General features: G+C 71.3%; 22 protein-coding genes and 1 tRNA gene. 12 read left to right on the plus strand and 11 right to left on the minus strand.

What is annotated here, in order from left to right; genetic code table 11:
* Positions 1-42 precede the first annotated feature (42 nt).
* The 3 genes from J2X68_RS24450 to J2X68_RS24460 are packed head-to-tail and all read left to right on the plus strand — an operon-like array spanning position 43 to position 2,650.
* Complete coding sequence (locus J2X68_RS24450; protein WP_310434710.1) at positions 43-831, plus strand: SDR family oxidoreductase; 789 nt, start codon at positions 43-45, stop codon at positions 829-831.
* A 26-nt stretch (positions 832-857) separates the two neighbouring features.
* Entirely contained in the window at positions 858-1,469 is a 612-nt protein-coding gene (locus J2X68_RS24455) for a TetR/AcrR family transcriptional regulator (protein WP_310434711.1), read from the plus strand.
* A 23-nt stretch (positions 1,470-1,492) separates the two neighbouring features.
* Positions 1,493-2,650 (plus strand): acetyl-CoA C-acetyltransferase, encoded by a 1,158-nt coding sequence (locus tag J2X68_RS24460; RefSeq protein WP_310434712.1) that lies wholly within the window; start codon positions 1,493-1,495, stop codon positions 2,648-2,650.
* Between the two features lie 99 nt (positions 2,651-2,749).
* On the opposite strand, the gene J2X68_RS24465 is transcribed toward J2X68_RS24460, so the two are convergent.
* The 4 genes from J2X68_RS24465 to J2X68_RS24480 all read right to left on the minus strand — a co-directional run bounded on the left by J2X68_RS24465 (position 2,750) and on the right by J2X68_RS24480 (position 6,242).
* Positions 2,750-3,823 (minus strand): nitronate monooxygenase, encoded by a 1,074-nt coding sequence (locus J2X68_RS24465; protein WP_310434713.1) that lies wholly within the window; start codon positions 3,821-3,823, stop codon positions 2,750-2,752.
* Positions 3,823-4,566, minus strand: a complete 744-nt coding sequence (locus J2X68_RS24470; protein WP_310434714.1) for a CoA-transferase — start codon at positions 4,564-4,566, stop codon at positions 3,823-3,825. Before J2X68_RS24470 ends, J2X68_RS24465 begins: the two co-directional genes overlap by 1 nt.
* Entirely contained in the window at positions 4,563-5,387 is an 825-nt protein-coding gene (locus J2X68_RS24475; RefSeq protein WP_310434814.1) for a CoA-transferase, read from the minus strand. Before J2X68_RS24475 ends, J2X68_RS24470 begins: the two co-directional genes overlap by 4 nt.
* A gap of 111 nt (positions 5,388-5,498) precedes the next feature.
* Complete coding sequence (locus tag J2X68_RS24480) at positions 5,499-6,242, minus strand: enoyl-CoA hydratase family protein (protein ID WP_310434715.1); 744 nt, start codon at positions 6,240-6,242, stop codon at positions 5,499-5,501.
* A gap of 54 nt (positions 6,243-6,296) precedes the next feature.
* Here J2X68_RS24480 and J2X68_RS24485 point away from each other — a divergent pair, with 54 nt between their 5' ends.
* Both J2X68_RS24485 and J2X68_RS24490 read left to right on the plus strand, forming a co-directional pair.
* Positions 6,297-7,037, plus strand: coding sequence for an SDR family oxidoreductase (locus tag J2X68_RS24485; protein WP_310434716.1), 741 nt, complete (start codon positions 6,297-6,299; stop codon positions 7,035-7,037).
* A 1-nt stretch (position 7,038) separates the two neighbouring features.
* Entirely contained in the window at positions 7,039-7,944 is a 906-nt protein-coding gene (locus J2X68_RS24490) for an SDR family oxidoreductase (protein ID WP_310434717.1), read from the plus strand.
* A 122-nt stretch (positions 7,945-8,066) separates the two neighbouring features.
* Here the strand turns inward: J2X68_RS24490 and J2X68_RS24495 are convergent, their stop codons facing one another.
* Positions 8,067-8,960, minus strand: a complete 894-nt coding sequence (locus tag J2X68_RS24495) for a hypothetical protein (protein WP_310434718.1) — start codon at positions 8,958-8,960, stop codon at positions 8,067-8,069.
* A gap of 92 nt (positions 8,961-9,052) precedes the next feature.
* On the opposite strand from J2X68_RS24495, the gene J2X68_RS24500 reads away from it, so the two are divergent.
* From J2X68_RS24500 to J2X68_RS24515, 4 genes are all read left to right on the plus strand, one after another.
* Entirely contained in the window at positions 9,053-9,406 is a 354-nt protein-coding gene (locus tag J2X68_RS24500) for a chorismate mutase (protein WP_310434719.1), read from the plus strand.
* 169 nt (positions 9,407-9,575) lie between these two features.
* Complete coding sequence (gene pepN / locus J2X68_RS24505; protein WP_310434720.1) at positions 9,576-12,056, plus strand: aminopeptidase N; 2,481 nt, start codon at positions 9,576-9,578, stop codon at positions 12,054-12,056.
* Positions 12,057-12,509: 453 nt separating this feature from the next.
* The gene (locus J2X68_RS24510) at positions 12,510-13,868 is read left to right on the plus strand and encodes an aminotransferase class V-fold PLP-dependent enzyme (RefSeq protein WP_310434721.1); all 1,359 of its coding nucleotides are present in this window, start codon (positions 12,510-12,512) and stop codon (positions 13,866-13,868) included.
* A complete protein-coding gene (locus J2X68_RS24515; RefSeq protein WP_310434722.1) occupies positions 13,865-15,286 on the plus strand; it encodes a SidA/IucD/PvdA family monooxygenase in 1,422 nt (473 codons plus the stop codon). Before J2X68_RS24510 ends, J2X68_RS24515 begins: the two co-directional genes overlap by 4 nt.
* Before the next feature lie 196 nt (positions 15,287-15,482).
* Here J2X68_RS24515 and J2X68_RS24520 read toward each other — a convergent pair whose 3' ends face one another.
* Positions 15,483-17,294: a 5'-nucleotidase C-terminal domain-containing protein gene (locus J2X68_RS24520; RefSeq protein WP_310434723.1), complete on the minus strand. Its 1,812-nt coding sequence runs from the start codon at positions 17,292-17,294 to the stop codon at positions 15,483-15,485.
* Positions 17,295-17,442: 148 nt separating this feature from the next.
* Here J2X68_RS24520 and J2X68_RS24525 point away from each other — a divergent pair, with 148 nt between their 5' ends.
* Both J2X68_RS24525 and pyk read left to right on the plus strand, forming a co-directional pair.
* Positions 17,443-18,144 carry an SIMPL domain-containing protein gene (locus tag J2X68_RS24525; protein WP_310434724.1) on the plus strand — a complete coding sequence of 234 codons (702 nt, stop codon included), beginning with the start codon at positions 17,443-17,445 and terminating at the stop codon, positions 18,142-18,144.
* Positions 18,145-18,325: 181 nt separating this feature from the next.
* Positions 18,326-19,762 (plus strand): pyruvate kinase, encoded by a 1,437-nt coding sequence (gene pyk, locus J2X68_RS24530; protein WP_310434725.1) that lies wholly within the window; start codon positions 18,326-18,328, stop codon positions 19,760-19,762.
* Positions 19,763-19,942: 180 nt separating this feature from the next.
* Here the strand turns inward: pyk and J2X68_RS24535 are convergent.
* Positions 19,943-20,015, minus strand: a tRNA-Leu gene (locus J2X68_RS24535).
* A gap of 101 nt (positions 20,016-20,116) precedes the next feature.
* Here J2X68_RS24535 and J2X68_RS24540 point away from each other — a divergent pair.
* Positions 20,117-20,773: an ANTAR domain-containing response regulator gene (locus tag J2X68_RS24540; RefSeq protein ID WP_189916700.1), complete on the plus strand. Its 657-nt coding sequence runs from the start codon at positions 20,117-20,119 to the stop codon at positions 20,771-20,773.
* Positions 20,774-20,850: 77 nt separating this feature from the next.
* Here the strand turns inward: J2X68_RS24540 and J2X68_RS24545 are convergent, their stop codons facing one another.
* From J2X68_RS24545 to J2X68_RS24560, 4 genes are read right to left on the minus strand one after another with little or no spacing between them, the layout of a single operon-like run.
* On the minus strand, positions 20,851-21,567 hold the full coding sequence (locus J2X68_RS24545) for an ABC transporter ATP-binding protein (protein WP_310434726.1): 717 nt from the start codon (positions 21,565-21,567) through the stop codon (positions 20,851-20,853).
* On the minus strand, positions 21,564-22,469 hold the full coding sequence (locus J2X68_RS24550; RefSeq protein ID WP_310434727.1) for an ABC transporter ATP-binding protein: 906 nt from the start codon (positions 22,467-22,469) through the stop codon (positions 21,564-21,566). Before J2X68_RS24550 ends, J2X68_RS24545 begins: the two co-directional genes overlap by 4 nt.
* A gap of 5 nt (positions 22,470-22,474) precedes the next feature.
* Positions 22,475-24,301 (minus strand): branched-chain amino acid ABC transporter permease, encoded by a 1,827-nt coding sequence (locus J2X68_RS24555; protein WP_310434728.1) that lies wholly within the window; start codon positions 24,299-24,301, stop codon positions 22,475-22,477.
* A gap of 5 nt (positions 24,302-24,306) precedes the next feature.
* Entirely contained in the window at positions 24,307-25,239 is a 933-nt protein-coding gene (locus J2X68_RS24560) for a branched-chain amino acid ABC transporter permease (RefSeq protein WP_310434729.1), read from the minus strand.
* Between the last annotated feature and the right edge of the window lie 62 nt (positions 25,240-25,301).

The following is a 25,301-nucleotide window of genomic DNA, read 5'->3' on the forward strand; positions in this document are numbered from 1 at the left end:
GCGTTCTTCCCTAACAAGTGTTTGGTAGGTTAGCGTGCCGTCATGACGAACGTCGAGGGTCCGCCGTACGTCCCCGGGCACGCGCTGCTCGCGGGCCGCACCGCCGTGATCACCGCGGCGGCCGGCGCGGGCATCGGCGGGGCGACCGCGCGCCGCTTCCTGGAGGAGGGCGCGCGCGTGCTGATCAGCGACGCCCACGCGCGGCGCCTCGAGGCGTACCGGGCCGAACTGGCCGCGGAGTTCGGCGAGGCGTCGGTGGCCGCCCTGCCGTGCGACGTCACCGACGAGGGCCAGGTGCGGGCCCTGTTCGACACGGCCGTACGGGAACACGGGCGGCTGGACGTCGTCGTCAACAACGCGGGCCTCGGCGGGACCTCGGAGCTCGTCGACATGACCGACGAGCAGTGGTCGCGCGTCCTGGGCGTCACCCTCGACGGAACCTTCCGGTGCACCCGGGCCGCCCTGCGGCGGATGCGGGAGACCGGCGGGGGAGTCGTCGTCAACAACGCCTCCGTCATCGGCTGGCGCGCCCAGGCCGGACAGGCCCACTACGCCGCCGCCAAGGCGGGCGTGATGGCCCTGACCCGGTGCGCGGCGATCGAGGCGGCCCGGTACGGCGTACGGGTCAACGCCGTCTCGCCGAGCCTCGCCATGCACCCGCACCTGGTGAAGGTGACCTCGGCCGAACTGCTGGAGGAGCTCACCGCCCGGGAGGCCTTCGGACGGTACGCCGAACCCTGGGAGGTGGCCAACGTGATCGTCTTCCTGGCCTCGGGCTACTCCTCGTACATGACGGGCGAGGTCGTCTCCGTCAGCGGCCAGCACGCCTGACGGCCGGAGCAGACCACAATGTCTCCGTGCCGACCAAGAAGAAGCCCCAGGTGACCGCCGCGCCCGCGCGTCGCCGTGAACTCCTCGACACCGCCGCCGAGGTCTTCGCCGAACAGGGCTACAACGCCACCACCGTCCGCAAGATCGCCGACCACGCGGGCATGCTCGCGGGCAGCCTCTACTACCACTTCGACTCCAAGGAATCGATGCTGGAGGAGATCCTGCGGACCTTCCTCGACGAGCTCTGGGACGGCTACGACACCGTCCTGGGCGCCGGGCTCGGACCCCGGGAGACCCTCGCGGCCCTGGTCACCGAGTCCTTCCGGGAGATCGACCGGCACCGCGCCGCCGTCGCGATCTACCAGAAGGAGAGCAAACAGCTCGTGGCGCAGGAACGGTTCGCGTTCCTCGCCGAGTCACAGCGCCGGTTCGAGAAGGCGTGGCTGTCCACGCTGGAGCGCGGCGTCACGGACCGCGTCTTCCGCACCGACCTCGACGTCCGCCTCGCCTACCGGTTCGTCCGCGACACCGTGTGGGTCGCCGCGTCCTGGTACCGGCCCGGCGGACAGCACAGCCCGGAGGAGATCGCCCGGCAGTACCTGTCGATGGTGCTGGACGGGATCGCCGTACGTGAATAGCCCTTTCCTGTGAGGGAGTTGCCATGGCCGAGGCCTACATCGTCGAAGCGGTCCGCACGCCCGTCGGGCGGCGCGGAGGAGGACTGAGCAAGGTCCATCCGGCCGACCTGGGCGCCCATGTGCTCAAAGAACTCGTCGCGCGGGCCGGGATCGACCCGGCCGCCGTCGAGGACGTCGTCTTCGGCTGCCTGGACACGGTCGGGCCGCAGGCCGGGGACATCGCCCGGACCTGCTGGCTGGCCGCCGGGCTGCCCGAGGAGGTGCCGGGCGTGACCGTGGACCGGCAGTGCGGCTCCTCGCAGCAGGCCGTGCACTTCGCCGCGCAGGGCGTGCTGTCCGGCACCCAGGACCTGGTGGTCGCGGGCGGCGTGCAGAACATGTCGCAGATCCCGATCGCCTACGCCACCCGGCAGGCCGCCGCACCCCTCGGCTTCACCGAGGGCCCCTTCGCGGGCAGCGAGGGCTGGCGGGCACGGTACGGGGACCGGCCGGTGAACCAGTTCGCCGGCGCCGAGACGATCGCCGCGAAGTGGGGCATCAGCCGGCAGGACCAGGAGGAGTTCGCCCTGCGCTCGCACGGCCGGGCGGTGCGGGCGATCGACGAGGGCCGCTTCGCTCGGGAGACCGTCGCCCACGGGGAGGTCACCGCGGACGAGGGGCCGCGCCGGGACACCTCCCTGGAGAAGATGGCCGCGCTGAAGCCCGTCATCGACGGCGGGACCGTCACCGCGGCCTGCTCCTCGCAGGTCTCCGACGGCGCGGCGGCCCTGCTGCTGGCCTCGGAGCGGGCGGTGCGCGAGCACGGCCTGACGCCACGCGCGCGGGTGCACCATCTCTCCGTCCGCGGCGAGGACCCGATCCGCATGCTGACGGCGCCGATCCCCGCCACCGCGCACGCCCTGAAGAAGACCGGGCTGTCGATCCACGACATCGACCTCGTCGAGATCAACGAGGCGTTCGCCCCCGTCGTCCTGGCCTGGCTCAAGGAGACCGGCGCGGACCCGGAACGGGTCAACGTCAACGGCGGGGCGATCGCCCTCGGCCACCCCCTCGGCGCGACCGGCGCCAAGCTGATGACCACCCTCCTGCACGAACTGGAGCGCACCGGCGGCCGGTTCGGCCTGCAGACCATGTGCGAGGGCGGCGGCCAGGCCAACGTGACGATCATCGAGCGGCTGTGACGCCCCCGCGGGTGACGGTCAGCGGGCGGCTGTGACGGTCACCGGTCGGTGGTGACCGGTCGTCGGGCGGGGCCGGCGGTCGTCCGGCGGTGGTGACGGTCACGCGGCCGGCGGTCGCCGAGCGGGTCCGAGCCGGTCCAGGGAGGCGAGCGTCTCCTCCGCCTCCCTCATGATCCGTGCCACCAGCTCCGCGCACGAGGGCAGGTCGTCGATCACCCCGGCGACCTGTCCGGCCGCCATCACCCCCGCGTCCGTACGCCCCTCCACCATCGCGGACCTGAGCAGCATCGGGGTGTTGGCGGCGAGCAGTACCTGGCTCCAGGCGAGATCCCTGCCGTGGCGCATCGCCAGGCCGTCGCGGACCATCTCCCGCCAGCTGAGGCCGGACAGCTTGCGGAACCCGGCCGCGTGCCGCACCGCCCGCACCAGGGCCCCGGCCCGCCCGGCGTCCTCCAGGGCGTCGACCAGAGCGGTGCGCAGCATGCGGTGCGGGAGACCGTCCACCGCCCGCGTGACGGTGACGTCCCTGACCGTCGCCGCCAGGTACCGCGCCTTCACCGCCTCCGGGACCGGCGAGTCCGAGGTGAGCAGGAACCGGGTGCCCATCGCGACCCCCGCCGCCCCGTACGCCAGCGCGGCCACCAGCCCCCGCCCGTCGAAGAAGCCGCCCGCCGCCACGACCGGGATGTCCACGGCGTCCACCACCTGCGGCAGCAGGACCGTCGTGGCCACCTCCCCGGTGTGCCCGCCGCCCTCCCCGCCCTGCACGATCACCGCGTCCGCGCCCCACGCGGCGACCTTCTCGGCGTGCCGGCGGGCCCCGACGGACGGGATGACGACGACACCCCCCTCCTTCAGCTCGGCGATCAGCTCCGGGGACGGCGCGAGCGCGAAGGACGCGACCCGCACGCCCTCGTCGAGGACGACCCGCACCCGGTCGCCCGCGTCCGCCGCGTCGGCCCGCAGATTGACGCCGAACGGCGCCGATGTCCGCGACCGCACCTCACGCACCGCCTCCCGCAACCGGTCGACGGTCATCGTCGCGGACGCCAGGACGCCCAGCGCCCCCGCCTCCGCCGCCGCCGACACCAGGCGCGGGCCCGCCACCCATCCCATCCCGGTCTGCACGATCGGGTGACGCACCCCGACCAGCCGGGTCAGCGCCGTTTCCATCAGACGGCGACCTCCCGGGCCCGGGTGTTCCCCGGGTCGATCACCTCGCGGATCAGCCGCAGCTCGTCCGCCGCCGGCTCACGGGTGCGCGGCACCTCGTCGGGCACCACGAGGTCGAACCCCGTCGACTCCCGCACCTGCTCGACACCGACCCCGGGATGCAGCGAGGCCAGCCGCATCGACCGGTCGGGAGTGGCGAAGTCGAACACGCCGAGGTCGGAGACGACCCGCGGGATGCGGTGGTGGCGCGCGCCGGCCGCACGGTCGTACCCGACCCCGCACACCATGTCGACCCGCTCGACGAAGACCCGCCGGGAGTGCCGCGGCACCCAGTAACTCGTCGGGTTGTTCAGCGTGTTGACCGGCGCGCCGCGCACCCCCAGCAGCTGCCGGGCGGGTTTCGCCCAGTCGCCGATGCACGCGATGTTCTGGTTGCCGTAGCGGTCGATCTGGCTCGCGCCCATCATCACGTGCCGCCTGCCCCCGGTGACCAGCGCCAGGTGCTGCCGGTACGGCAGCCAGCCCTCGACGGTGCCGTCGGGCCCGACGAGCAGCGCCTCCCCGTCGGTCAGCAGCAGGTCCGGCGCGAAGGTGTGCCGGGCGAGGCGGGCGCCGACGGAGGGGATCACGCCCATGGGGCTCGCCAGGATCTCGCCCGCGCCGCGCCACGCCTCCGCGCAGGCGATCACGCAGTACTCGGCGCGCGTCACCCCGCTCGCGCCTCCGCTCGCAGCCCCGCTCATGACTCCTCCTCGACGGCCGACCGGTACGCCTGCTCGTCCCCGGCGAGGAACCGTGCCGCGAACTCCGGCCAGGGCGTCGTCGCGTACCGCTTCTGGAAGGCCTCGTCCCGCCCGTAGTCGGGGGCGCAGGACGTGAAGTGCGCCCCGCTCGGAGCCTCGATCACACCGGTCACCGTGTGCCGCTTGAGCAGCAGCGACTGCGGTGCCGCCGCCTTCGTCAACTCGGCCGTGTCGACGACTCGTTCGCAGCTGACGTAGGCCGCGTCCGCCGCCTCGCAGAACAGGTCGTCGAAGTACGGATCCGGGCCCAGGTACTGCCCGTTGCCCAGCCGGTCGGCCCGGTTGACGTGCACCAGGGCCGCGTCCAGCCGCAGGGCCGGCATGGCCACGAACGTCTCCTGGTCCTCGTACGGCGAAGTCACCGTCCGCAGAGCCGGGTTGACCCGCATCACGTCCGAGCCGAGGCCCGCCCGCACGGGCAGGAAGGGCAGCCGGTTCGCGGCCGCGTGCAGCCCCCACATGAACATCGCCTCGTCGACCTCCGCCAGTTCGAAGGCACCGCGCTCGCGGGCCGCGCGGTAGTGCGGCTCCAGCGGGATCGAATCGAGGGTGACGAACGCGGTGACCAGCTTCCGGATCCGGCCGGCCGCGGCGAGCATCCCGACGTCCGGGCCGCCGTACGACACGACCGTGAGGCCGGTGACCTCCGACCGGAGCAGCGCCCTGACCAGCGCCATCGGCTTACGGCGGGAGCCCCAGCCGCCGATCCCGAGGGTCATGCCGCTGCGCAGCCGGGACACCGCCTCGTCCGCGGACAGCACCTTGTCGGCCCTGTCGGCCCTGTCGGCCCTGTCGGCCGTGCCGGTCCCGTCGGAGGTGCCGGTCCCGTCGGTCCCGCTCGCGGCGGCGGGCCTGTCGGCGTCGGCGCTCACTCAGTCACCGTCCCTTCCGAAGGTGTCACGGACCCGGTCGGCCACCCCGCCGACGCTCGCCTCGTAGGTGAAGCCCTGCTCGAAGCGGTAGCTGCGGCGCACGTCGACCGGGTCGATGCCGTTGATGGCCGCCTTGGCCAGGCGCAGCAGCTCGCCGTCCTTCGCGGCGATCTCGCCGGCCAGCTCCAGGGCCGCCGCGCGCAGCCCGTCCCGCGGCACCACCCGCCACACCGAGCCGTGCCCGTGCAGTTCGGCCGCCGTGACCGTGCGCGAGGTGTAGTAGAGGGCGCGCAGCAGGTGCTGGGGGACCAGCCGGGCCAGATGCGTGGCCGCGCCCAGCGCGCCCCGGTCCAGTTCGGGCAGCCCGAACACGGCGTCCTCGCTCGCCACGATCACGTCCGCGTTCCCCACCAGGCCGACGCCGCCGCCCAGACAGAAGCCCTGCACCGCCGCCACCACCGGGACCTCGCACTCGTACACCGCCGCGAAGGCCTCGAAGCAGCCGCGGTTGGCGCCGACGAGCGCGCCCGGCCCCCGCGCCTGGATCTCCTTGATGTCCACGCCCGCGTTGAACCCGCGCCCCTCGGCGGCCAGCACCACGCACCGGGTGCCGGGATCGCGGCCGGCCGCGCGCAGGGCGTCGGCCAGGGCGGACCAGCCGCCGACCGGCAGCGCGTTCACCGGCGGGAAGTCGACCGTGACGAGCGCGATCCCCTTTTCCGGGGACGAGGTGGAGACACCCATGGAAGCATCAGCTACCTTTCCACCAAACGTTTGTTAGGTGGAAGGTAGCAGCGAATGGAGCTGGACGGGAAGGTCGCCGTCGTCACGGGCGGCACCCGCGGAGTGGGCGCCGGCATCGCACGCTCCCTCGCGCGCGCCGGCGCCCAGGTCGTGGTCTGCGCCCGACGGCCACCGGAACACCCCCTGGAGGAGGCCGAGTTCAGACCGCTCGACGTACGGGACGCCGACGCCGTACGGCACTTCTTCACCGACCTGGCCCGGCTCGACGTCCTCGTCAACAACGCGGGCGGCGCCCCCTACCGCCCGCTCGCGCACGCCGACGCCGCACGGCACGCGCGCGTGATCGAACTCAACCTCCTCGCACCGCTGACCGTCTCCCTCGCCGCGTACGACCACCTCAAGCGCGCCGGAGGCTCGGTCGTGATGATCGGCAGCGTCAGCGGCAGCCGCCCCTCGCCCGGCACGGCCGCCTACGGCGCGGCCAAGGCGGGCCTGGAGAACCTCGCCCGCTCCATGGCCGTCGAATGGGCGCCGGAGGTACGCGTGAACACCCTCGTCGTCGGCATGGTCCGCACCGAACTGACCCACCTCCACTACGGCGGCGAGGACGGCGTCGAAGCCGTCGCCCGCACGGTGCCGCTCGGCCGCCTCGCCCTCCCCGCCGACGTGGGCGCGGCGGCCGTCTTCCTCGCCTCCGACGCCGCCCGCTACATCAGCGGGGCGAGCCTGCTCCTGCACGGAGGCGGCGAACGGCCCGCCTTCCTCGACGCCGCAACCGCCAACAAGGAGACGTGAGATGAGCGGAATCTGCCAGCGGCGCGTCGTCGTCGTCACCGGCGCGGGACGCGGCCTCGGACGCGCCCACGCGCTCGCGTTCGCCGCCGAGGGCGCCCGGGTCGTCGTCAACGACCTCGGCGTCGGCCTCGACGGCACACCCGCCCCCCACAGCCCCGCCGGACAGGTCGTGGACGAGATCCGCGCGGCCGGGGGAGAGGCGGTCGCGCACGGCGCGGACATCGCGACCCCCGAGGGCGCGGCAGCCCTCGTCGACACCGCCCTGGACACGTACGGCCGTCTCGACACCCTCGTCAACAACGCCGGCTTCCTGCGCGACCGGGTGCTCGTCAACCTGGCCGACGACGACTGGGACGCCGTCCTGCGCGTCCACCTCAAAGGCCACTTCCTCACCCTGAAGCACGCCGCCGCGCACTGGCGCGCCGAGACCAAGGCGGGCCGCCCGCCCGCCGCCCGCGTCATCAACACCAGCAGCGGCGCCGGACTGCTCGGCTCCGTCGGGCAGGGCAACTACAGCGCCGCGAAAGCCGGGATCGTCGCCCTGACCCTCGTCGCCGCCGCCGAACTCGCCCGCTACGGCGTCCAGGTCAACGCCATCGCGCCCGCCGCCCGCACCCGCATGACCGAGCGCACCTTCGCCGCGGCCATGGCCGCCCCCGACGACGGCTTCGACGCCATGGCCCCCGAGAACGTCTCCCCGCTGGTCGTCTGGCTCGGCTCCGCCGCGAGCGAGGGCGTCACCGGACGCGTCTTCGAGACGGACGGCGGACGGATCACCGTCATGGAGGGCTGGCGGCCGGGCCCCACCACGGACAAAGGCGCACGGTGGACCCCGGCGGAGGCGGGGGAGGCCGTACGGGAACTCCTCACGCACGCGACCCCGCCGGGCCCCGTCCACGGCGCCTGACCCCTCCCGGCGGCCCCGAGCCCCCGCGCCCCCCGAATCGCAGGACGCGGGCGCCCCCAGAGCTCCCCAGAGCTCCCCAGAGATCCCCGAGAGAGGTCCCCTCGGAGCTCGCCGAGACCGTCCTACGTGTCGCACTCCAGCACCGTCCGGCACAACGCGCACCGCGCCCTGACCCGGCCCCGCACCGGCACCCTGATCCGCTGGTGACAGGTGGGACAGGGGAACGTCACCCGCAACGCCCCCGGCGCGTCCGGAGCGAAACTGTACGGACTGTCCGGGGCCGTCGCCGACGGACGGTCCCGGGCCTGCCGACGATCCCGCGCGTAACGCCGCCGCCCCGCCCAGCCCGCCGCCGTCAGCGGAGGCTGCCGCCCGTCGTGCCGGGCCCGCTCCAGACCCCGCCCGTACGCCGTGTACGCCTGCGCACTCGTGAACCACACCGACGGATCCTCATCGAACACCAGCGACCGCTTCGCCAGCACGTACCCGAACTCCTCCGGGGTCAGGTACCCCAGCTTCTGCGAGGACGCCGCGTCCTCCCGGTACGCGTCCAGCAGCAGCCAGCCGGCCCCCAGATACGTCGTCGCCGTGTCCGTCAGGATCTCGTTGTCCCGCGTGCCCGGGAACGACAGCCCCACCCGGTGCAGATAGACGTGCATGACCTCGTGCGCCAGCGCTGCCCCGATGTCCCGCCGATGCGTGCGGAACCGGTCGTTCAGCTCGACGAAGTACTCCGGACCCGCCGTCAGTTCCACGTTCGCCGCATGCTCCATCCGACGGAACGCGACGATCATCCGCGCCTCCGGCAACCGGAAGTGCCGCACCAGCTCACGCGCCACCCGCTGCACCCCCAGATGCAGATCGTCGGTGTCGCAGAACGCCACGTCCGCCGGGACCACACTCGACGTGAACTGACGGATGGTGTCGTACGACAACCGTCGGTACAACGCCGTCACGGCCGCCCGCACCGTGTCCAGGTGCGGGTACCCGTGCTCCACCGGCCCGCCGTTCGCCACGCCCGCACCCCCAAGACGCCGAGAGCCCCGTTCCACTGTAAGGGCAGGCCACCCCCCGAGCGGGTCCGGCGGACGCACTAGGGTGAACGCCCATGACCACCAGCAACACCCCCGGGACCGGAGACGTCGACCCCGCCGTCCGCGAGGAGCTCGCCCGGCTGCGCGACAGCATCGACAACATCGACGCGGCCGTGGTCCACATGCTCGCCGAGCGCTTCAAGGCCACCCAGCAGGTCGGCCACCTCAAGGCCCGCCACCAGCTGCCGCCCGCCGACCAGGCCCGCGAGGCCCGCCAGATCGCCCGGCTGCGCTCCCTCGCCGAGAACGCCAAACTCGACCCCGCGTTCGCCGAGAAGTTCCTCAACTTCATCATCGCCGAGGTGATCCGCCACCACGAGCGCATCGCCGAGGACACCGGCAACGGCGCCGCCCCCACGGCGGACTGACCCGCGAGCGGCCGTCACCACCGGTGACCGGTCGGACGCACCACGTCAGCACCGCCCGCCGCGCCCGCGGACCACACCCCCGGAACAGCGCTCCGGCGCGAGAAGGGACATAGGGCACGTACCGATCCGCCCCTGTGCCCGGCCAGCGGTATCAGGCAGCATGTCGTGCATGTCCGTACTGACGCGCGACGAAGCGCAGAGCCGTGCCAAGCTCCTAGACGTCCACCGCTACACCATCGAGCTCGACCTGACGACCGGCGACGAGACCTTCGAGTCCAGCACCGTCATCAGGTTCGCCGCGCGCGCCAACGGGGACACCTTCGTCGAGGTCAGGCCCGCGGCACTGCACTCCGTCACCCTCGACGGAGAGCCCCTCGACCCCGCCGCCCTCGACGGCAACCGGCTCCCCCTCGGCAACCTCACCGCCGGCGACCACGAACTGCGCGTCCGGGCGACCATGAGCTACTCCCGCACCGGCGAAGGCATGCACCGCTTCACCGACCCCACCGACGGCGAGACCTACCTCTACACCCAGCTCTTCATGGACGACGTCCAGCGCGTCTTCGCCGCCTTCGACCAGCCCGACCTCAAAGCCGTCTTCGAGCTGTCCGTCAAGGCCCCCGAAGCCTGGACCGTCCTCGCCAACAGCGTCACCGAACACCTCGGCGAAGGCCGCTGGCAGGCCGCCCCCACCCCCCTCATCTCCACCTATCTCGTCGCCGTCGCCGCCGGCCCCTGGCACTCCGTGCGCACCGAGCACCGCGGGCTCCCCTTCGGCCTCCACTGCCGCCGCTCCCTCGCCCCCCACCTCGACGCCGACGCCGACGAACTCCTCGACATCACCCGGCAGTGCTACGACCGCTACCACGAGAAATTCGAGGAGCCCTACCCCTTCGACTCCTACGACCAGGCGTTCGTCCCCGAGTTCAACGCCGGCGCCATGGAGAACCCCGGCCTCGTCACCTTCCGCGACGAGTTCGTCTACCGCTCCGCCGTCACCGACACCGAACGCCAGACCCGCGCCATGGTCATCGCCCACGAGATGGCCCACATGTGGTTCGGCGACCTCGTCACCCTGCAGTGGTGGGACGACATCTGGCTCAACGAGTCCTTCGCCGAGTACATGGGCTACCAGACCCTCACCGAAGCCACCCGCTTCACCGACACCTGGACCGACTTCGGCGTCGTCCGCAAGCCCTGGGGCTACGACGCCGACCAGCGGCCCTCCACCCACCCCGTCGCCCCCGAGAACGTCGACGACACCGCCTCCGCCCTCCTCAACTTCGACGGCATCTCCTACGCCAAGGGCGCCTCCGCACTGCGGCAACTCGTCACCTGGCTCGGTGAGAAGGACTTCCTCGCGGGCATCAACACCCACTTCGCCCGCCACCGCTTCGCCAACGCCACCCTCGCCGACTTCATCGACTCCCTCGCCGCCCACACCGAACGCGACGTCCACGCCTGGGCCGACGCCTGGCTGCGCACCACCGGCGTCGACACCCTCGTCCCCACCATCGACGGCAGCAACGGCGACCACACCCTCACCGTCGCCCGCCACGGCAGCCGCCCGCACCGCGTCGCCGCCGGCCTCTACGACCTCGACCTCACCGACGCGGGCGGCCTGACCCTGCGCGGACGCCTCGAGGTCGACGTGCCGCAGAGCGCGCCCCAGCCCATCGGCAAGCGCCCCGCCCTGGTGCTCCTCAACGACGGCGACCTCACCTACGCCAAGGTCCGCTTCGACCCGGCCTCCTTCGAAACCGTCCGCACCAGCCTGTCCGGCCTGCCCGACCCGCTCACCCGCGCCGTCGTCTGGAACGCCCTGCGCGACGCCGTCCGCGACGGAGACCTCGCCCCCGCCGCCTACCTCGACGCGGCCCGCGCCCACCTCCCGAGGGAGACCGACCTCGCCCTCGTCCAGGGCGTCCTCGCCTACGCCTCCGGGCAGGTCGCCGACCGCTACGTCACCCCCGAGCAGCGCCCCGCCGCCGTCGCCACCCTCTCCGCCCTCTGCCGCGACCTCATCCGCCGCACCGAGGACGGCGACCACCCCGGCCTGCGCCTCATCGCCGTACGCCACTTCATCGACGTCGCCGCCCACCCCGACACCATCGCCGCCTGGCTCGCCGACGGCACCGTCCCCGGCGGCCCCGAACTCGACCCCGACCTGCGCTGGCGCGTCCTCGCCCGGCTCGCCGTCCTCGGCGCCACCGACGAGCGCGCCATCGCCGCCGAACTCGACCGCGACCCCTCCGCCACCGGCCGGGAAGGCGCCGCCCGCTGCCGCGCCGCCCTCCCCGACGCGGACGCCAAACGCGCCGCCTGGGCCGCCATGTTCGAGGACGACACCCTCTCCAACTACCTCTTCACCGCCACCGCCCAGGGCTTCTGGCAGCCCGAACAGAGCGACCTCGTCGCCGACTACGTCCCGCGCTTCTACCAGGACGCCGTCGCCGTCGCGGCCCGCCGCGGCCCCGCCATCGCCGAAGCCGCCGGCCGCTGGGCCTTCCCGGCCCACGCCGTCGACCCCGAATCCCTGCGCCTCGGCGAAGCCTGCCTCGCCGACGCCGACCCCATCCCCGCCCTGCGCCGCAAACTCACCGACCAACTCGACGACCTGGCCCGCGCCTTGCGAGTACGGAAGGCCTAGCACCAGCGCCGACGACGGGCCTCGCCCCACGCCGGGGACGTGCCTCGTCCGATGCCGGCGGCGGGGCTCGTCCGGCGATGACCGGGGGGCGGGCTGTCCGGCGACGGGAACGGGCCTCGTCCGGCGCCGGCGGCACGTCCTCGCCTTACGCCGGGGACGTGCCTCGCCCCACGCCGGGGACGTGCCTCGTCCGGTGACGACCGCGGGGCTCGTCCCGGCGGCGAGGGCGGACCCCCCGGGCCCCCGGCTCCGACTCCGCGTCCGGCGCCCGCGCCGAGGCCCACGCGCCGAGGCCCCCGCCCGTGCCGTCGCCGTGTCCCGCGCCGTCTCCGGCGGGAACGCGTCCCCCTTTAGGGTTCCGCTCACCGGATCTTCCGGGCGCGACCGCGCGATCCCCGACAAGCTGGCACTCCCCGCTGCGGGCATCCGCCCCCGCGCCCCGGAGGTGCCCCCGTGAGCATGCCGCCCCTCGCCTCAGGACCCGAAGGCCCCGACGCCCTGCGGCCGTTGCTCGCGACCGTTCTCGACGCCCTCGCCACCGGCGCCCGGGCCCGCGGCGGACCACTGCCCGCCGGCGGACCCGGAGCGGTCGCCGACCGGGTACGGCACGCCGTGGGGGACCTGCTCCCCGAACACGGCGACCCCCACGCCCTCGCCACCCTCGTCCACGCCCTCGCCGAAGGCGCCGCCGACCCCGCCCACCCCCTCTGCGCCGCCCACCTGCACTGCCCGCCCCTCGCCGTCGCCACCGCCGCCGACCTCGCCGTCTGCGCCCTCAACCCCTCCCTCGACTCCTGGGACCAGGCACCGGCCGCCTCCGAACTGGAGGCGCTCCTCACCCGCACCCTCGCCGCGCGGGCCGGCATGGCCGACGCACTCGTCACCACCGGCGGCACCGAGGCCAACCAGCTCGCCCTCCTCCTCGCCCGCGAGACCCACGGCCCCGGCCTCACGCTCGTCTGCGGCGCCAACGCCCACCACTCCCTGCCCCGCGCCGCCTGGCTCCTCGGCCTCCCCGAGCCCGTCGTCGTCCCCACCCCCACCGGCACCCTGGACCCGGCCGCCCTCACCCACACCCTCACCACCCTGTCCGGCCCTCTCGTCGTCGCCGCCACCGCCGGCACCACCGACGCCGGACTCATCGACCCCCTCCCGGCCATCGCCGCCCTCGCCACCACCCACGGCGCCCGCTTCCACATCGACGCCGCCTACGGAGGCGGCCTCCTCTTCAGCGACCGCCACCGCCACCTCCTCGCCGGCCTCGACACCGCCCACACCCTCACCCTCGACCTGCACAAACTCGGCTGGCAGCCCGTCGCCGCCGGACTCCTCGCCGCCCGCGACGCGCACGACCTCACCGTCCTCCACCACCACGCCGACTACCTCAACGCCGACGACGACACCGACGCCGGCCTGCCCGACCTCCTCGGCCGCTCCCTGCGCACCACCCGCCGCCCCGACGCCCTCAAGATCGCCGTCACCCTCAAGACCCTCGGCCGCACCGGTCTCGGCGCCCTCGTCGACCAAGTCTGCGCGCACGCCCTGGAGTTCGCCGAGCTGATCACCGCACGCCCCGGCCTCGAACTCCACGCCCCGCCCACCATCAGCACCGTCCTCTTCCGCCCGGCAGGCGCCACCGACCAGGCCGTGGCCGAGATACGCCGCCGCCTCCTCACCCACGGCCGCGCCGTCCTCGGCCGGGCCCGCCTCGACGGCAGGCTCTGGCTCAAGGCCACCCTCCTCAACCCCCACACCCGCCCCCACGACCTGGCCGCCCTCCTCGACCTGGTGGAAGGAAACACCCCCCGATGAGCACACCCCCCCTCCCCGCCACCGACACCCCCCGTGACCTCGTCGGCATCGGCATCGGCCCCTGCAACCTCTCCCTGGCCGCCCTCGCCCACCCCCTCGCCGAACTCGACGCCGTCTTCTACGAACAACGCCCCCGCTTCGACTGGCACCCCGGCCTCCTCATCGACGGCGCCCGCGTCCAGGTCCCCTTCCTCGCCGACCTCGTCACCCTCGCCGACCCCACCAGCCCCTGGACCTTCCTCAACTACCTCAAGACCCACCAGCGCCTCTATCCCTTCTACTTCGCGGAGCGCTTCCACACGCAGCGCGCCGAATACGACACCTACTGCCGCTGGGTCGCCGACCAACTCCCCGGACTCCGCTTCCGCCACCAGGTCGACGCCGTCCGCTGGAACCCCGAACGCGACGTCTTCGAGGTCGACCACGCCCAACTCGACGCCGACGGCGAAGCCGAGGCCCTCGGCCGCACCCACACCCGCAACGTCGTCCTCGGCGTCGGCACCGAGCCCTACGTCCCCGACGCCCTGCGCCCCCTCGTCGACGCCCCCGGCGTACCCGTCGTCCACGCCGCCGACTACCTCACCCACCGCGACACCCTCCTCGCCGCGGGCCACATCACCGTCGTCGGATCAGGACAGTCGGGCGCCGAGGTCTTCCTCGACCTCCTCCGCCACCGCCCGCCCGGCCGCGAACAACTCCACTGGATCGGCCGCACCGACGCCTTCGCCCCCATGGAGTACTCCAAACTCGGCCTCGAACACTTCACCCCCGACTACACCCGGTACTTCCACGCCCTCCCCGAAAGCACCCGCGACCGCCTCACCGCCGCCCAGTGGCAACTCCACAAGGGCGTCGACGCCACCACCCTCGCCGCCATCCACGACGAGCTCTACCAGCGCACCCTCGGCGGCGGCTGGCCCGACACCGTCCTCACCCCCGGCGTCCGCGTCCGCACCGCAGGACGCATCGCCACCACCAAGATCGAACTCCACCTCGAACACCTCCAGCAGAACACCCGCACCCGTCTCACCACCGACGCCGTCGTCCTCGCCACCGGTCACCGCGAACGCTCCCTCGACCGCGTCCTCGCCGGCCTCGACCCCTACATCCGCCGCGACAACAGCGAACGGCCCCGCGTCGACGAACACTTCCGCCTCGTCCTCGACCCCTCCGTCACCGCCACCGGATGCAACATCTACCTCCAGAACGCCGAACGCCACACCCACGGCGTAGGCGCCCCCGACCTCGGCCTCGCCGCCTGGCGCGCCGCCACCATCCTCAACACCCTCACCGGCAAGGAGACCTACTCCCTCCCCACCCGCACCGCCTTCACCACCTTCGGACTCGAACAGCCCCAACCCCGAGTCCCCCAGGCCCGGCAGGCCCCCGCCCTCACCCCCCTCGTCGAACGACGCTGAGCACCCGGGCAGCGAAAAGGGCGGTGCTCCCACGGCGGCCGACCGGCCACCGCACGAAACACCGCCCCGCGCAGTCAGGGCGCCGGAGAACCGGCGAGGGCAAGAACTCAGGAACCCCGGGGCCCCTTCGCTTCCTGAGCCCCTGACCCCCCTGACCCCCCTGAGCCCCCTGGGCCCCCTGGAACTTACGGAACGCCTAGAAGACGGGCGTCCCGTCACGCGTCAGCTTCCAGTCCACCGACGCGAAGTCCTTCGGGTCCAGCACACCCTTCGCCGTCACCCACTCCGAGATCCGGGTACGGATCTCCGTCGACTCCGACCACAGCTCCTGCGCCGACGCCACATGCGGGAACGCGCCACCACCATTGGCCCGGTAGTTGTTCACCGCCAGCACGAACTGCTGCGCGTCGTCCAACGCCGCCCCGCCGAACGTCAGGTTCTTGATCCGCGAACCCGCCGGCTGCGCGATGTCGATCTCGTACGCCAGACCCGACACGTAGTCGTAGTTGTAGTCCGGACGCCCCGCCGCGTTCGTCAGCTTCTCCGTGTCGACGACCGTGCCCGCCGCCGTCTGCACGAAGTACTGCGCCGAGTACTCCAGGTACGCCCGCACCTGCGCACCCGTCAGCAACTTCGCCACCAGCGTGTTGTCGTAGACGTATAGGCTCGACAGATCCCGGATCGTCACCTCGCCGGCCGGGATCTCCGACGTGCGCGAGAACGGCGACGCCTGCGCGATCACCGGCAGCGACGCGTACGACGTACCCGCCAGCGCCGCCTTGACGACGTCCTCCTGCACCTTCGTGATCAGGTCGATGATCGGAGCGTCCTTGTACCGCGCCTCGACCGTCGTCAGCGTCTCCGTCGCCGTCCCGACCACCTGGTTGACGTACGCCACGACCTTCGCGTGCTCGTCACCCAGCAGCTTCGTGATCTTCGGGTCGTCCGCGACCGTGTTGGAGTTCAGCACCTTCGAGGCGACGGACTCGACCGTCCACCGCCCCTTCTCGAACACCAGCTCGACATCGAACACCGACAGCCGCTCCGCGTACGCCAGCGGCTCCGACAGCACCACCGTCTTCCCGGTCTTCGCGTTGACGACCTTCAGCTCCGGAATCTCCACATGCGCGTGGCCCACCAGAATCGCGTCGATGTCCGGCACCTGCTGCGCCACCAACGCCGCCGAGTTCTCCACGTACGGCAACTGGTCGCCGTACGACGACGTGCCCGACGAACCCGAGTGCGCCGACACGATCACCACGTCCGCACCCAGCGACTTCAGCTTCGGCACCCACTTCGCCGCCTGCTCCTCGAGCCCCGGGAACGCCAGCTTGCCCTGCACGTACGCCTTGTCCCAGATCGCGATACCCGGGTTCGTCAGCCCCAGCACGGCCACCTTCACCGGCGGCGCGCCCTTCACGCAGAACGTCTTGATCACGTAAGGCGGGAAGGCCGGCTTCAGCGTCTTCGCGTCCACCGCGTTCGCCCCGAGCAGCGGGAACCGCAACTGCGACTCGAACTTCCGCAGCGTCTCGATGCCGTAGTTGAACTCGTGATTGCCCAGCGCCGCCGCGTCGTACCCGATCGCGTTCATCGCCTGCGCCATCGGGTGCACCGGGCCACCCTTGGCGGTGATCGGGTCCACCTTCGCGTAGTAGTACGTCAGTGGCGTGCCCTGGATCGTGTCACCCGCGTCCAGCAGCAGCGTGTTCTCGCGCCCCTTCTCCGCACGGATCTGGTTCACCAGCGTCGAGATGCGCGCCAGCCCCTGCGCGTTGCCGGCCGTGTCCTTGTACTCCGCGTCCTTGAAGTAGTCCCAGTTGAACACGTGACCGTGCAGGTCGGTCGTCCCCAGCACGGTCAGCGCGTACCGCTTCGGCTGCTTGACCGGCTTCCCCGGCTTCTTCGTCTCGGCGGCCTGCGCCGGAGCCGCGGCAGTAGCCGCGATCGCCACCCCCGCCCCGGTCACGGCGGACTTCTTCAGGAACTTCCGGCGGTTCAACGGCATGTCTCATGCTCCTCGGGGATGGTGGACGACGCGCGTAGATTCTGACCCGGGCATGACCGGCGGCAACAGGTCCAGGAGGTTTCGATCTGATGACCAGAACGGTCAACTCCGGCCAGTGACCAGGGAAAGCCATGACAAGGTAGGACGTATGACCTCCCCGCAGAATCCCCCGTACGGCACACCCGAAGCCCCCCTCCTCACGGTCCGCGGCGAGGCCGAACTCGAGGTCGACCCCGAGATCGCCCGCATCGGCATCACCGTCACCGCCCGCGGCCGCGACCGCCGCACCACCCTCGACGACCTCACCCGCCGCAACACCACCGTCCTCGACCTCCTCAAGTCCTACGGCGACGAGGTCGAGAACCTCGCCACCGGCACCGTCTCCATCACCCCCGAACTCACCCAGCGCGGACGAGGCGAACGTGTCCGGACCTACCACGGCGCCGTCCACCTGACCGCCGAACTCGCCGACTTCACCGCCCTCGGCGAACTCACCACCCGCCTCGCCGACCTCGACCTCACCACCATCGACGGCCCCACCTGGGCACTCCGCCCCACCTCACCCGTCCACCGGCAAGCCCGCCGGCACGCCGTACGCGAAGCCCTGCAACGCGCCGAGGAGTACGCCGAAGCACTCGGCACGACCCTGGCCGCCCTCCTGGAACTCACCGACATCGGCACCACCGGCGGCCACCCCCGCGCCGCCTTCGACCGCCGCGCCGTCCGCTTCTCCATGGCCGCACCCGACGCGGAAGCCACCGCACCCGACCCCCTCGACCTCGAACCGCCGCGCATCCGGATCCGCGCCGAGGTCGGCGCACAGTTCACGATGAATCCACCGCGCCTGTGAATTCACCCATTCGGGGAAGCCGAACGATCCGAGGCCACTCCGGAAACCCGAAAACGGAACAGCGCTCATCGGAGCGGCAGCCCGCACAATTTATTGGTTGGCAACAACCCTTCACCCAAAGGTTGTTGAGCCGCCACCCGCTCCCAATTCCCTACCCATCGGTAAGACATAAGCTCGAAACATGCGCCGAGCGAAAATCGTCTGCACCCTGGGACCCGCCACCGACACATACGACCAGATCAAAGCCCTGGTCGATGCCGGAATGGACGTAGCCCGCTTCAACCTCAGCCACGGCGGCCACGCCGAGCACGAGGAGCGCTACCGGCGCGTCCGCAAGGCCTCCGACGAGACCGGCCGCAGCGTCGGCCTCCTCGCCGACCTTCAAGGACCGAAGATCCGCCTCGGCGCGTTCGCCGAAGGCCCCGTACTCCTTGAACGCGGGGACACCTTCACCATCACCGTGGAAGAAGGCGCGGAAGGCGACCGCCACAGGTGCGGCACGACCTACGCCGGCCTCGCCGACGACGTCACCCCCGGCGAACGCATCCTCGTCGACGACGGCAAGGTCTGCCTGGAGGTCACCGACGTCGACGGACCACGCGTCCGCACCCGCGTCGTCGAAGGCGGCGTGATCTCCGACCACAAGGGCCTCAACCTCCCCGGTGTCGCCGTCTCCGTCCCCGCCCTCTCCAAGAAGGACGAGGACGACCTCCGCTGGGCCCTCCGCACCGGCTTCGACGTCGTCGCCCTCTCCTTCGTCCGCAGCGGGCGCGACATCGTCGACGTCCACCGCATCATGGACGACGAAGGCCGCCGCCTCCCCGTCATCGCCAAGGTCGAGAAGCCCCAGGCCGTCGAGAACATCGACGACATCGTCGCCGCCTTCGACGGCATCATGGTCGCCCGCGGCGACCTCGGCGTCGAAATGCCGCTGGAGCAGGTCCCGATCGTCCAGAAGCGAGCGATCAAGCTGGCGAAGCGCAACGCCAAGCCCGTCATCGTCGCCACCCAGATGCTCGACTCCATGATCGAGAACTCCCGCCCCACCCGCGCCGAAGCCTCCGACGTCGCCAACGCGGTCATCGACGGCACCGACGCGGTGATGCTCTCCGGCGAGACCAGCGTCGGCAACTACGCCGTCCAGACCGTCCGCACCATGGCGAAGATCGTCGAGGCCGCCGAGGAGGACATCCTCGCCAAGGGCCTCCCGCCGCTCACCGCCTCGAACAAGCCGCGCACCCAGGGCGGCGCCGTCGCCCGGGCCGCCGCCGAGATCGGCGACTTCCTCGACGCCAAGTTCCTCGTCGCCTTCACCCAGAGCGGCGACACCGTCCGCCGCCTCTCCCGCTACCGCTCCCCGATCCCGCTCCTCGCCTTCACCCCGGAACCGGCGACCCGCTCCCAGCTGAACCTGACCTGGGGCGTCGAGACGTTCCTCGGCCCCCACGCGGACTCCACGGACGCGATGGTCGACCAGGTGGACGAGCTGCTGCTGAGGTACGGGCGCTGTCAGAAGGGTGACGTGGTGGTCATCACGGCGGGTTCGCTCACCGGCGTCTCGGGCTCGACCAACCTGGTCCGCGTCCACCACGTCGGAGAGGACGACAGCCCGAAGTAGGGGACTGCCAGTACGTGGGGCCCACGTGGGTGTCGATCAGGGCTACCGCGGCGATCAGGCTGTGCTGTTCCACGCCGCCCCTTTGAGCGGGAGGGCGCGACGACACGCAGCAAAAAAGCGGATGTTCACGAGAACGGGAACATCCGCTTTTCTTTCGTGACCTTGGGAACCAAGGAAAAGTGCCCCGAGTCGGATTCGAACCGACGCTGTATGGGTTTTGAATCCATGGCCTCTACCGCTGGGCTACCGGGGCCCCTTCGAAACGAAGGTCAGCGGTCACCCGCTGTGTCACTACCTTACCGCAGCTAGGTAGGCTCTTGTCAGCAGTGCCCCTGCCCTGAACAAGGAGCCCCCGTGACCGCCCCCGAGTCGCCCCAGCCCGTAGACGCGCCCGACGACGACAAGTCGCACGTGCCTCCGCTGACGACCCGTGTCGTCATCGCCGAGGACGAGGCCCTGATCCGCCTCGACCTCAAAGAGATGCTGGAGGAGGAGGGCTACAGCGTCGTGGGCGAGGCCGGTGACGGCGAACAGGCGATCGAGCTCGCCCGCGAGCACAAGCCGGACCTGGTCATCCTCGATGTGAAGATGCCCAAGCTGGACGGCATCTCCGCCGCCGAGAAGATCGCCGAGGAGCGCATCGCGCCCGTCCTGATGCTGACCGCGTTCTCGCAGCGCGACCTCGTCGAGCGGGCGCGTGACGCCGGTGCGATGGCGTACCTGGTGAAGCCGTTCAGCAAGAGCGATGTCGTCCCGGCGATCGAGATGGCCGTTTCGCGCTTCACGGAGCTGCGGGAGCTGGAGAACGAGGTCGCGGACCTGACGCTGCGGCTGGAGACCCGCAAGCTGGTGGACCGGGCGAAGTCGATTCTCCAGACGGAGTACGGGCTGACGGAGCCGGCCGCGTTCCGCTGGATCCAGAAGACGTCGATGGACCGTCGGATGTCGATGCAGCAGGTCGCCGAGGCGGTCATCCAGGACGCCGACGAGAAGAAGTCGTCCAAGGGCTGAGCCGCCCGGCCGGACATGCGACGAGGCCCGCGCCCGGAGAAGGGGCGCGGGCCTCGTCGTGTGCGAGGGGGGAGTGCTCAGTCCTCGCCGAGGTACGCCTTGCGGACGGACTCGTCGTGCAGGAGGTCCTGGCCGGTGCCGGAGAGGACGATCTTGCCGATCTCCATGACGTGACCGTGGTCGGCGAGCGACAGGGCGGCCTGGGCGTTCTGCTCGATGAGCAGGATGGTCATGCCCTGGGCCTTGAGCTCGACGATGGTCGACATGATCTTCTGCATCATGATGGGGGAGAGGCCCATGGAGGGCTCGTCCAGCATGAGCAGTTTCGGCTGGGACATGAGGGCACGGCCCATGGCGAGCATCTGCTGTTCGCCGCCGGACAGGGTGCCGGCGGCCTGCTTGCGGCGCTCTCCCAGGATGGGGAAGAGGTCGTAGGCGCGCTGGATGTCCTTCTCGATGCCGGGCTTGTCGCTGCGGAGGAAGGCGCCGAGGCGGAGGTTGTCCTCGATCGTCATGCGCGGGAAGATGTGCCGCCCCTCGGGGGAGTGGGCGAGTCCGAGCGAGACGATGTCGTGGGCGGGGACCTTCTTCAGCGATCTGCCGTTGAACCTGATCTGGCCTCCGACCGGCTTGAGCAGGCCGGACAGGGTGCGCAGGGTGGTGGTCTTGCCCGCGCCGTTGGTGCCGATCAGGGTGACGACCTCGCCGGCCTCGACCTTGAACGAGATGCCCTTGACGGCCTCGATCTTGCCGTAGGCGACCCGGAGGTCCTCGACTTCGAGCAGTGCGGTCATCGGTCGTTCTCCTTGCCGGGCGCGGCGTCCGTCGTGGTGTCGGCGTTCGCCTCGGCGGCCTCGACTTCGGCGACTTCCTCGTCGCCGGGGGCGTTTTCGAAGGGTTCGCCGAGGTAGGCGGCGACGACGCGTTCGTCACCCTGGACGGTGGCGCTGTCGCCTTCGACGAGTTTTTCGCCCTGGACGAGTACGGCGACCCGGTCGCAGAGGTTGAAGATGAAGCGCATGTCGTGCTCGATGACGAGGACGGCGATGCCCTTGTCGCGGATGGCGAAGACGAGTTCCTCGGTCGCGCGGGTTTCCTGGGGGTTCATGCCGGCGGTGGGCTCGTCGAGGAGGAGCAGGCCGGGCTCGCTGGCGAGTGCGCGGGCGATCTCGAGCTTGCGCTGTTCGCCGTAGGGCAGGTTGCGGGCGAGGTGGTCGGCCTTCTTCTCGAGGCCGATGAACTCCAGGAGTTCCATGGCCCGTTCGCGGGAGGCGGCCTCGGCCTTGTGGAAGGAGGGAAGGCGCAGGACCGCCGACCAGAAGCCTTCCTTGGTGCGGGTGTGGCGGCCGACGAGGACGTTCTCCAGGACCGTCATGTTGGAGAACAGGCGGATGTTCTGGAAGGTGCGGGCGATGCCGGCGGCCGTGACCTTGAAGGACTTGGGCGGCAGGACGGCGCCCTTGTAGCGGACTTCGCCCTCGGTGGGGATGTAGAGGCCGGTGAGGCAGTTGAAGAAGGTGGTCTTGCCGGCTCCGTTGGGGCCGATGAGGCCGACGATCTCTCCGGCGTTGACGTGGAGGTTGACGTCGCGGACGGCGGTGAGGCCGCCGAAGCGCATGGTGACGCCGCGGGCGTCGAGCACCGTCTCGCCGACAGGGGCGACAGGGGCGTCCTTGGTGGTGGTGTCGGTGGTCATGGTGGTCAGGCCCCTGCCTTGGTCAGGACGGTGGGAGCTTCCGCGTCCTCGTGGAATTCGAGCTGGCGGCGCCTGTTGGGGATGAGGCCCTCCGGGCGGAAGCGCATCAGCAGGATGAGGGCGAGACCGAAGGCGAAGAGCTGGTAGTCGCCGAGGAACTGGAGCTTGTTGGGGATGAGGAAGAGCAGTGCCGCGCCGATGAGGGGTCCGCTGATGGTGCCCATGCCGCCGAGGACGACGGCGGCGAGGAGGAAGGCGGAGTTGGGCGGGATGGGACCGGCGAAGAGGTACTGCTCGGGGGTCACCGTGTAGGTGACGTGGGCCTGGACGGTACCGGCGAGTCCGGCGAGGGAGGCGCCGACGGCGAAGGCGATGAGCTTGACGCGGAAGCCGTTGATGCCCATGGCCAGGGCGGCGGTCTCGTCCTCGCGGATGGCGACCCAGGCGCGGCCGATACGGGAGTCGCCGCTGCGCCGGAAGACGAGGACGACGATGGCGGTGATGACGAGCATCAGGAAGAAGTAGTTGGCGAACCGGCCGATGGTGAATCCGGCGATGGCGTGCTCGGCTCCGAAGTCGAACCCGAGGATGTTGAGGTTCGGGATGGAGGAGATGCCGTTGGAGCCGTTGGTGATGTCGGGGCCAGAGGTGCCGTCGAGGTTGTTGGCGGTGATGCGGAAGATCTCGCCGAAGCCGAGGGTGACGATGGCGAGGTAGTCGCCGCGCAGTCGCAGGGTCGGGGCGCCGATGAGGACGCCGAAGACGAGGGAGGCTGCGGCGCCGACGAGGACGGCGGCCCAGAACGGGAAGTGCACGTCGAAGGGCGAGCTCGGGGAGCCGGAGACCATGGCGGCGGCGTAGGCGCCGACGCCGAGGAAGGCGACGTAGCCGAGGTCGAGCAGTCCGGCGAGGCCGACGACGATGTTGAGGCCGAGGGCGACGGTGCCGAAGATGAGGATGTAGACGCCGACGGTGGCGTACTGGTCGTCGGTCTGGGTGAAGGGGAACATCGCGGCGGCGACGAAGGCGCCGCAGATGGTGATGTTCTGGTGCCGGGCGGTGATCTGGCTGGCCTGGGCGACGAGGCCGGACTTGTTCAGTGCGGCGAAGCCGAAGGCGGCGGTGATCAGGAAGCCGATGAAGAGTTCGTCGTACTCGGTGCCGATGCCGTAGGTGAAGACGGTGAGGCCGAGGCCGAGGATACCGACGATGATCAGGATCTCGGCGTAGGAGGGCAGGGTTCCGACGGGGCGGGCGGTGCCGCCGGCGAAGGCTGCCTTGGTGGTGTCGCGGCCGGCGCGGAGGCGGTGGCGGACGAGCTCCCAGCCGGTGTCGTCGGGGTCGTGGGGTTCGGGTTCGGGGCGCTCGAAGGGGAGGGCGAGGGCGCCGAGGAAGGCGGTGAGGGCCGCGAGGGCGGCGATGTAGCCGCCGGGCTCGAGGTTGACGACGCCGCCGAGGTCGACGGTGATCGCGATGACCGTGTACCAGACGGTGGCGAAGGCGGCGAGTGCGGCGAACTTGATGGCGCCGTCGCCGCCGGCCGGGGTGAGCCAGCGCAGGCCCTTGACGCCGTAGGACGAGAGGCCGAAGAGGGTGGTGAGGGCGCCGCCGATGAGGGCGAGGACCTGGAGGCCGCCGGGGTAGCCGTAGACGGTGAGGTCGCCGGGGAAGGCGGAGGTCCACGTCCAGGCGAGGAAGGTGGAGACGACGGTGAGGGCGCCGCCGCCGGTGGCGAGGGCACGGCCGAGGTGCGGCGGGATGCCGATGAGGCCGGTGGCCGGCCCGGAGGCGGGGGTGCTCGGGGTCTCGGGTGCGGTGGTCTGTGTGGTCATCGGTGTCACGCCCTGTCCGCGACGCGCTCGCCGAGCAGGCCCTGCGGCCTGAACAGCAGTACGAGGATGAGAAGTACGAAGGCCCAGACGTCTGCCCAGGACTGGCTGCCGAACTTGTCCATGCCGGGGATGTCGGCGATGTAGGCGGTGGCCAGGGTTTCGGCGATGCCGAGGACGACGCCGCCGATCATGGCGCCGTAGATGTTGCCGATGCCGCCGAGGACGGCCGCGGTGAAGGCCTTGAGGCCGAGGATGAAGCCCATGCGGTAGTCGATCTGGCCGTACTTCAGGCCGTAGGCGACGCCGCCGACGGCGGCGAAGACGGCGCCGAGGGCGAAGGCGATCACGATGATGCGGTCGGTGTTGACGCCCATGAGCTTGGCGGTGTCCGGGTCCTGCGCCGTGGCCTGCATGCCGCGTCCGGTGCGGGTCTTCATGACGAAGTAGGCGAGGACGGCCATGCTGATGGGGGCGGCGGCGAGGAGGAAGATGTCACCGGTCTGGATCGTGACGTCGCCGATGTGGAAGGGGCCGCCCTCGATCTGGGGGAAGGTGCGGGCCGAGGTGGCCTCGGGGTACCAGGCCCAGACCGCCTGCTGGAGGGCCAGGGACAGGCCGATGGCGGTGATGAGGGGGGCGAGGCGGGGTGCGCCGCGCAGGGGGCGGTAGGCGAAGCGTTCCGCTCCGATGGCGACGAGGACGGCGACCAGGATGGCGCCGATGAGCATGAGCGGCAGGGCTATCCACATGGTCGTGCCGTTCGGCAGTACCCAGAGGTAGACGGAGAGAGCCCCGAATGCGCCCGTCATGAAGATCTCGCCGTGGGCGAAGTTGATGAGCTGGACGATGCCGTAGACCATTGTGTAGCCAATGGCGACCAGCCCGTACATGGATCCCAGTAGCAGGCCGTTGACCAGCTGCTGCGGCAGTTCGTTCACCGCATGTCCTCCGAGACGTTCGGATGTTTTCGACGGATGTGTCCGGATGTGAGTCCGCGCGG

Origin of the sequence: Streptomyces sp. 3330, from assembly GCF_031456635.1 — a bacterium.
GTDB lineage: Bacteria > Actinomycetota > Actinomycetes > Streptomycetales > Streptomycetaceae > Streptomyces.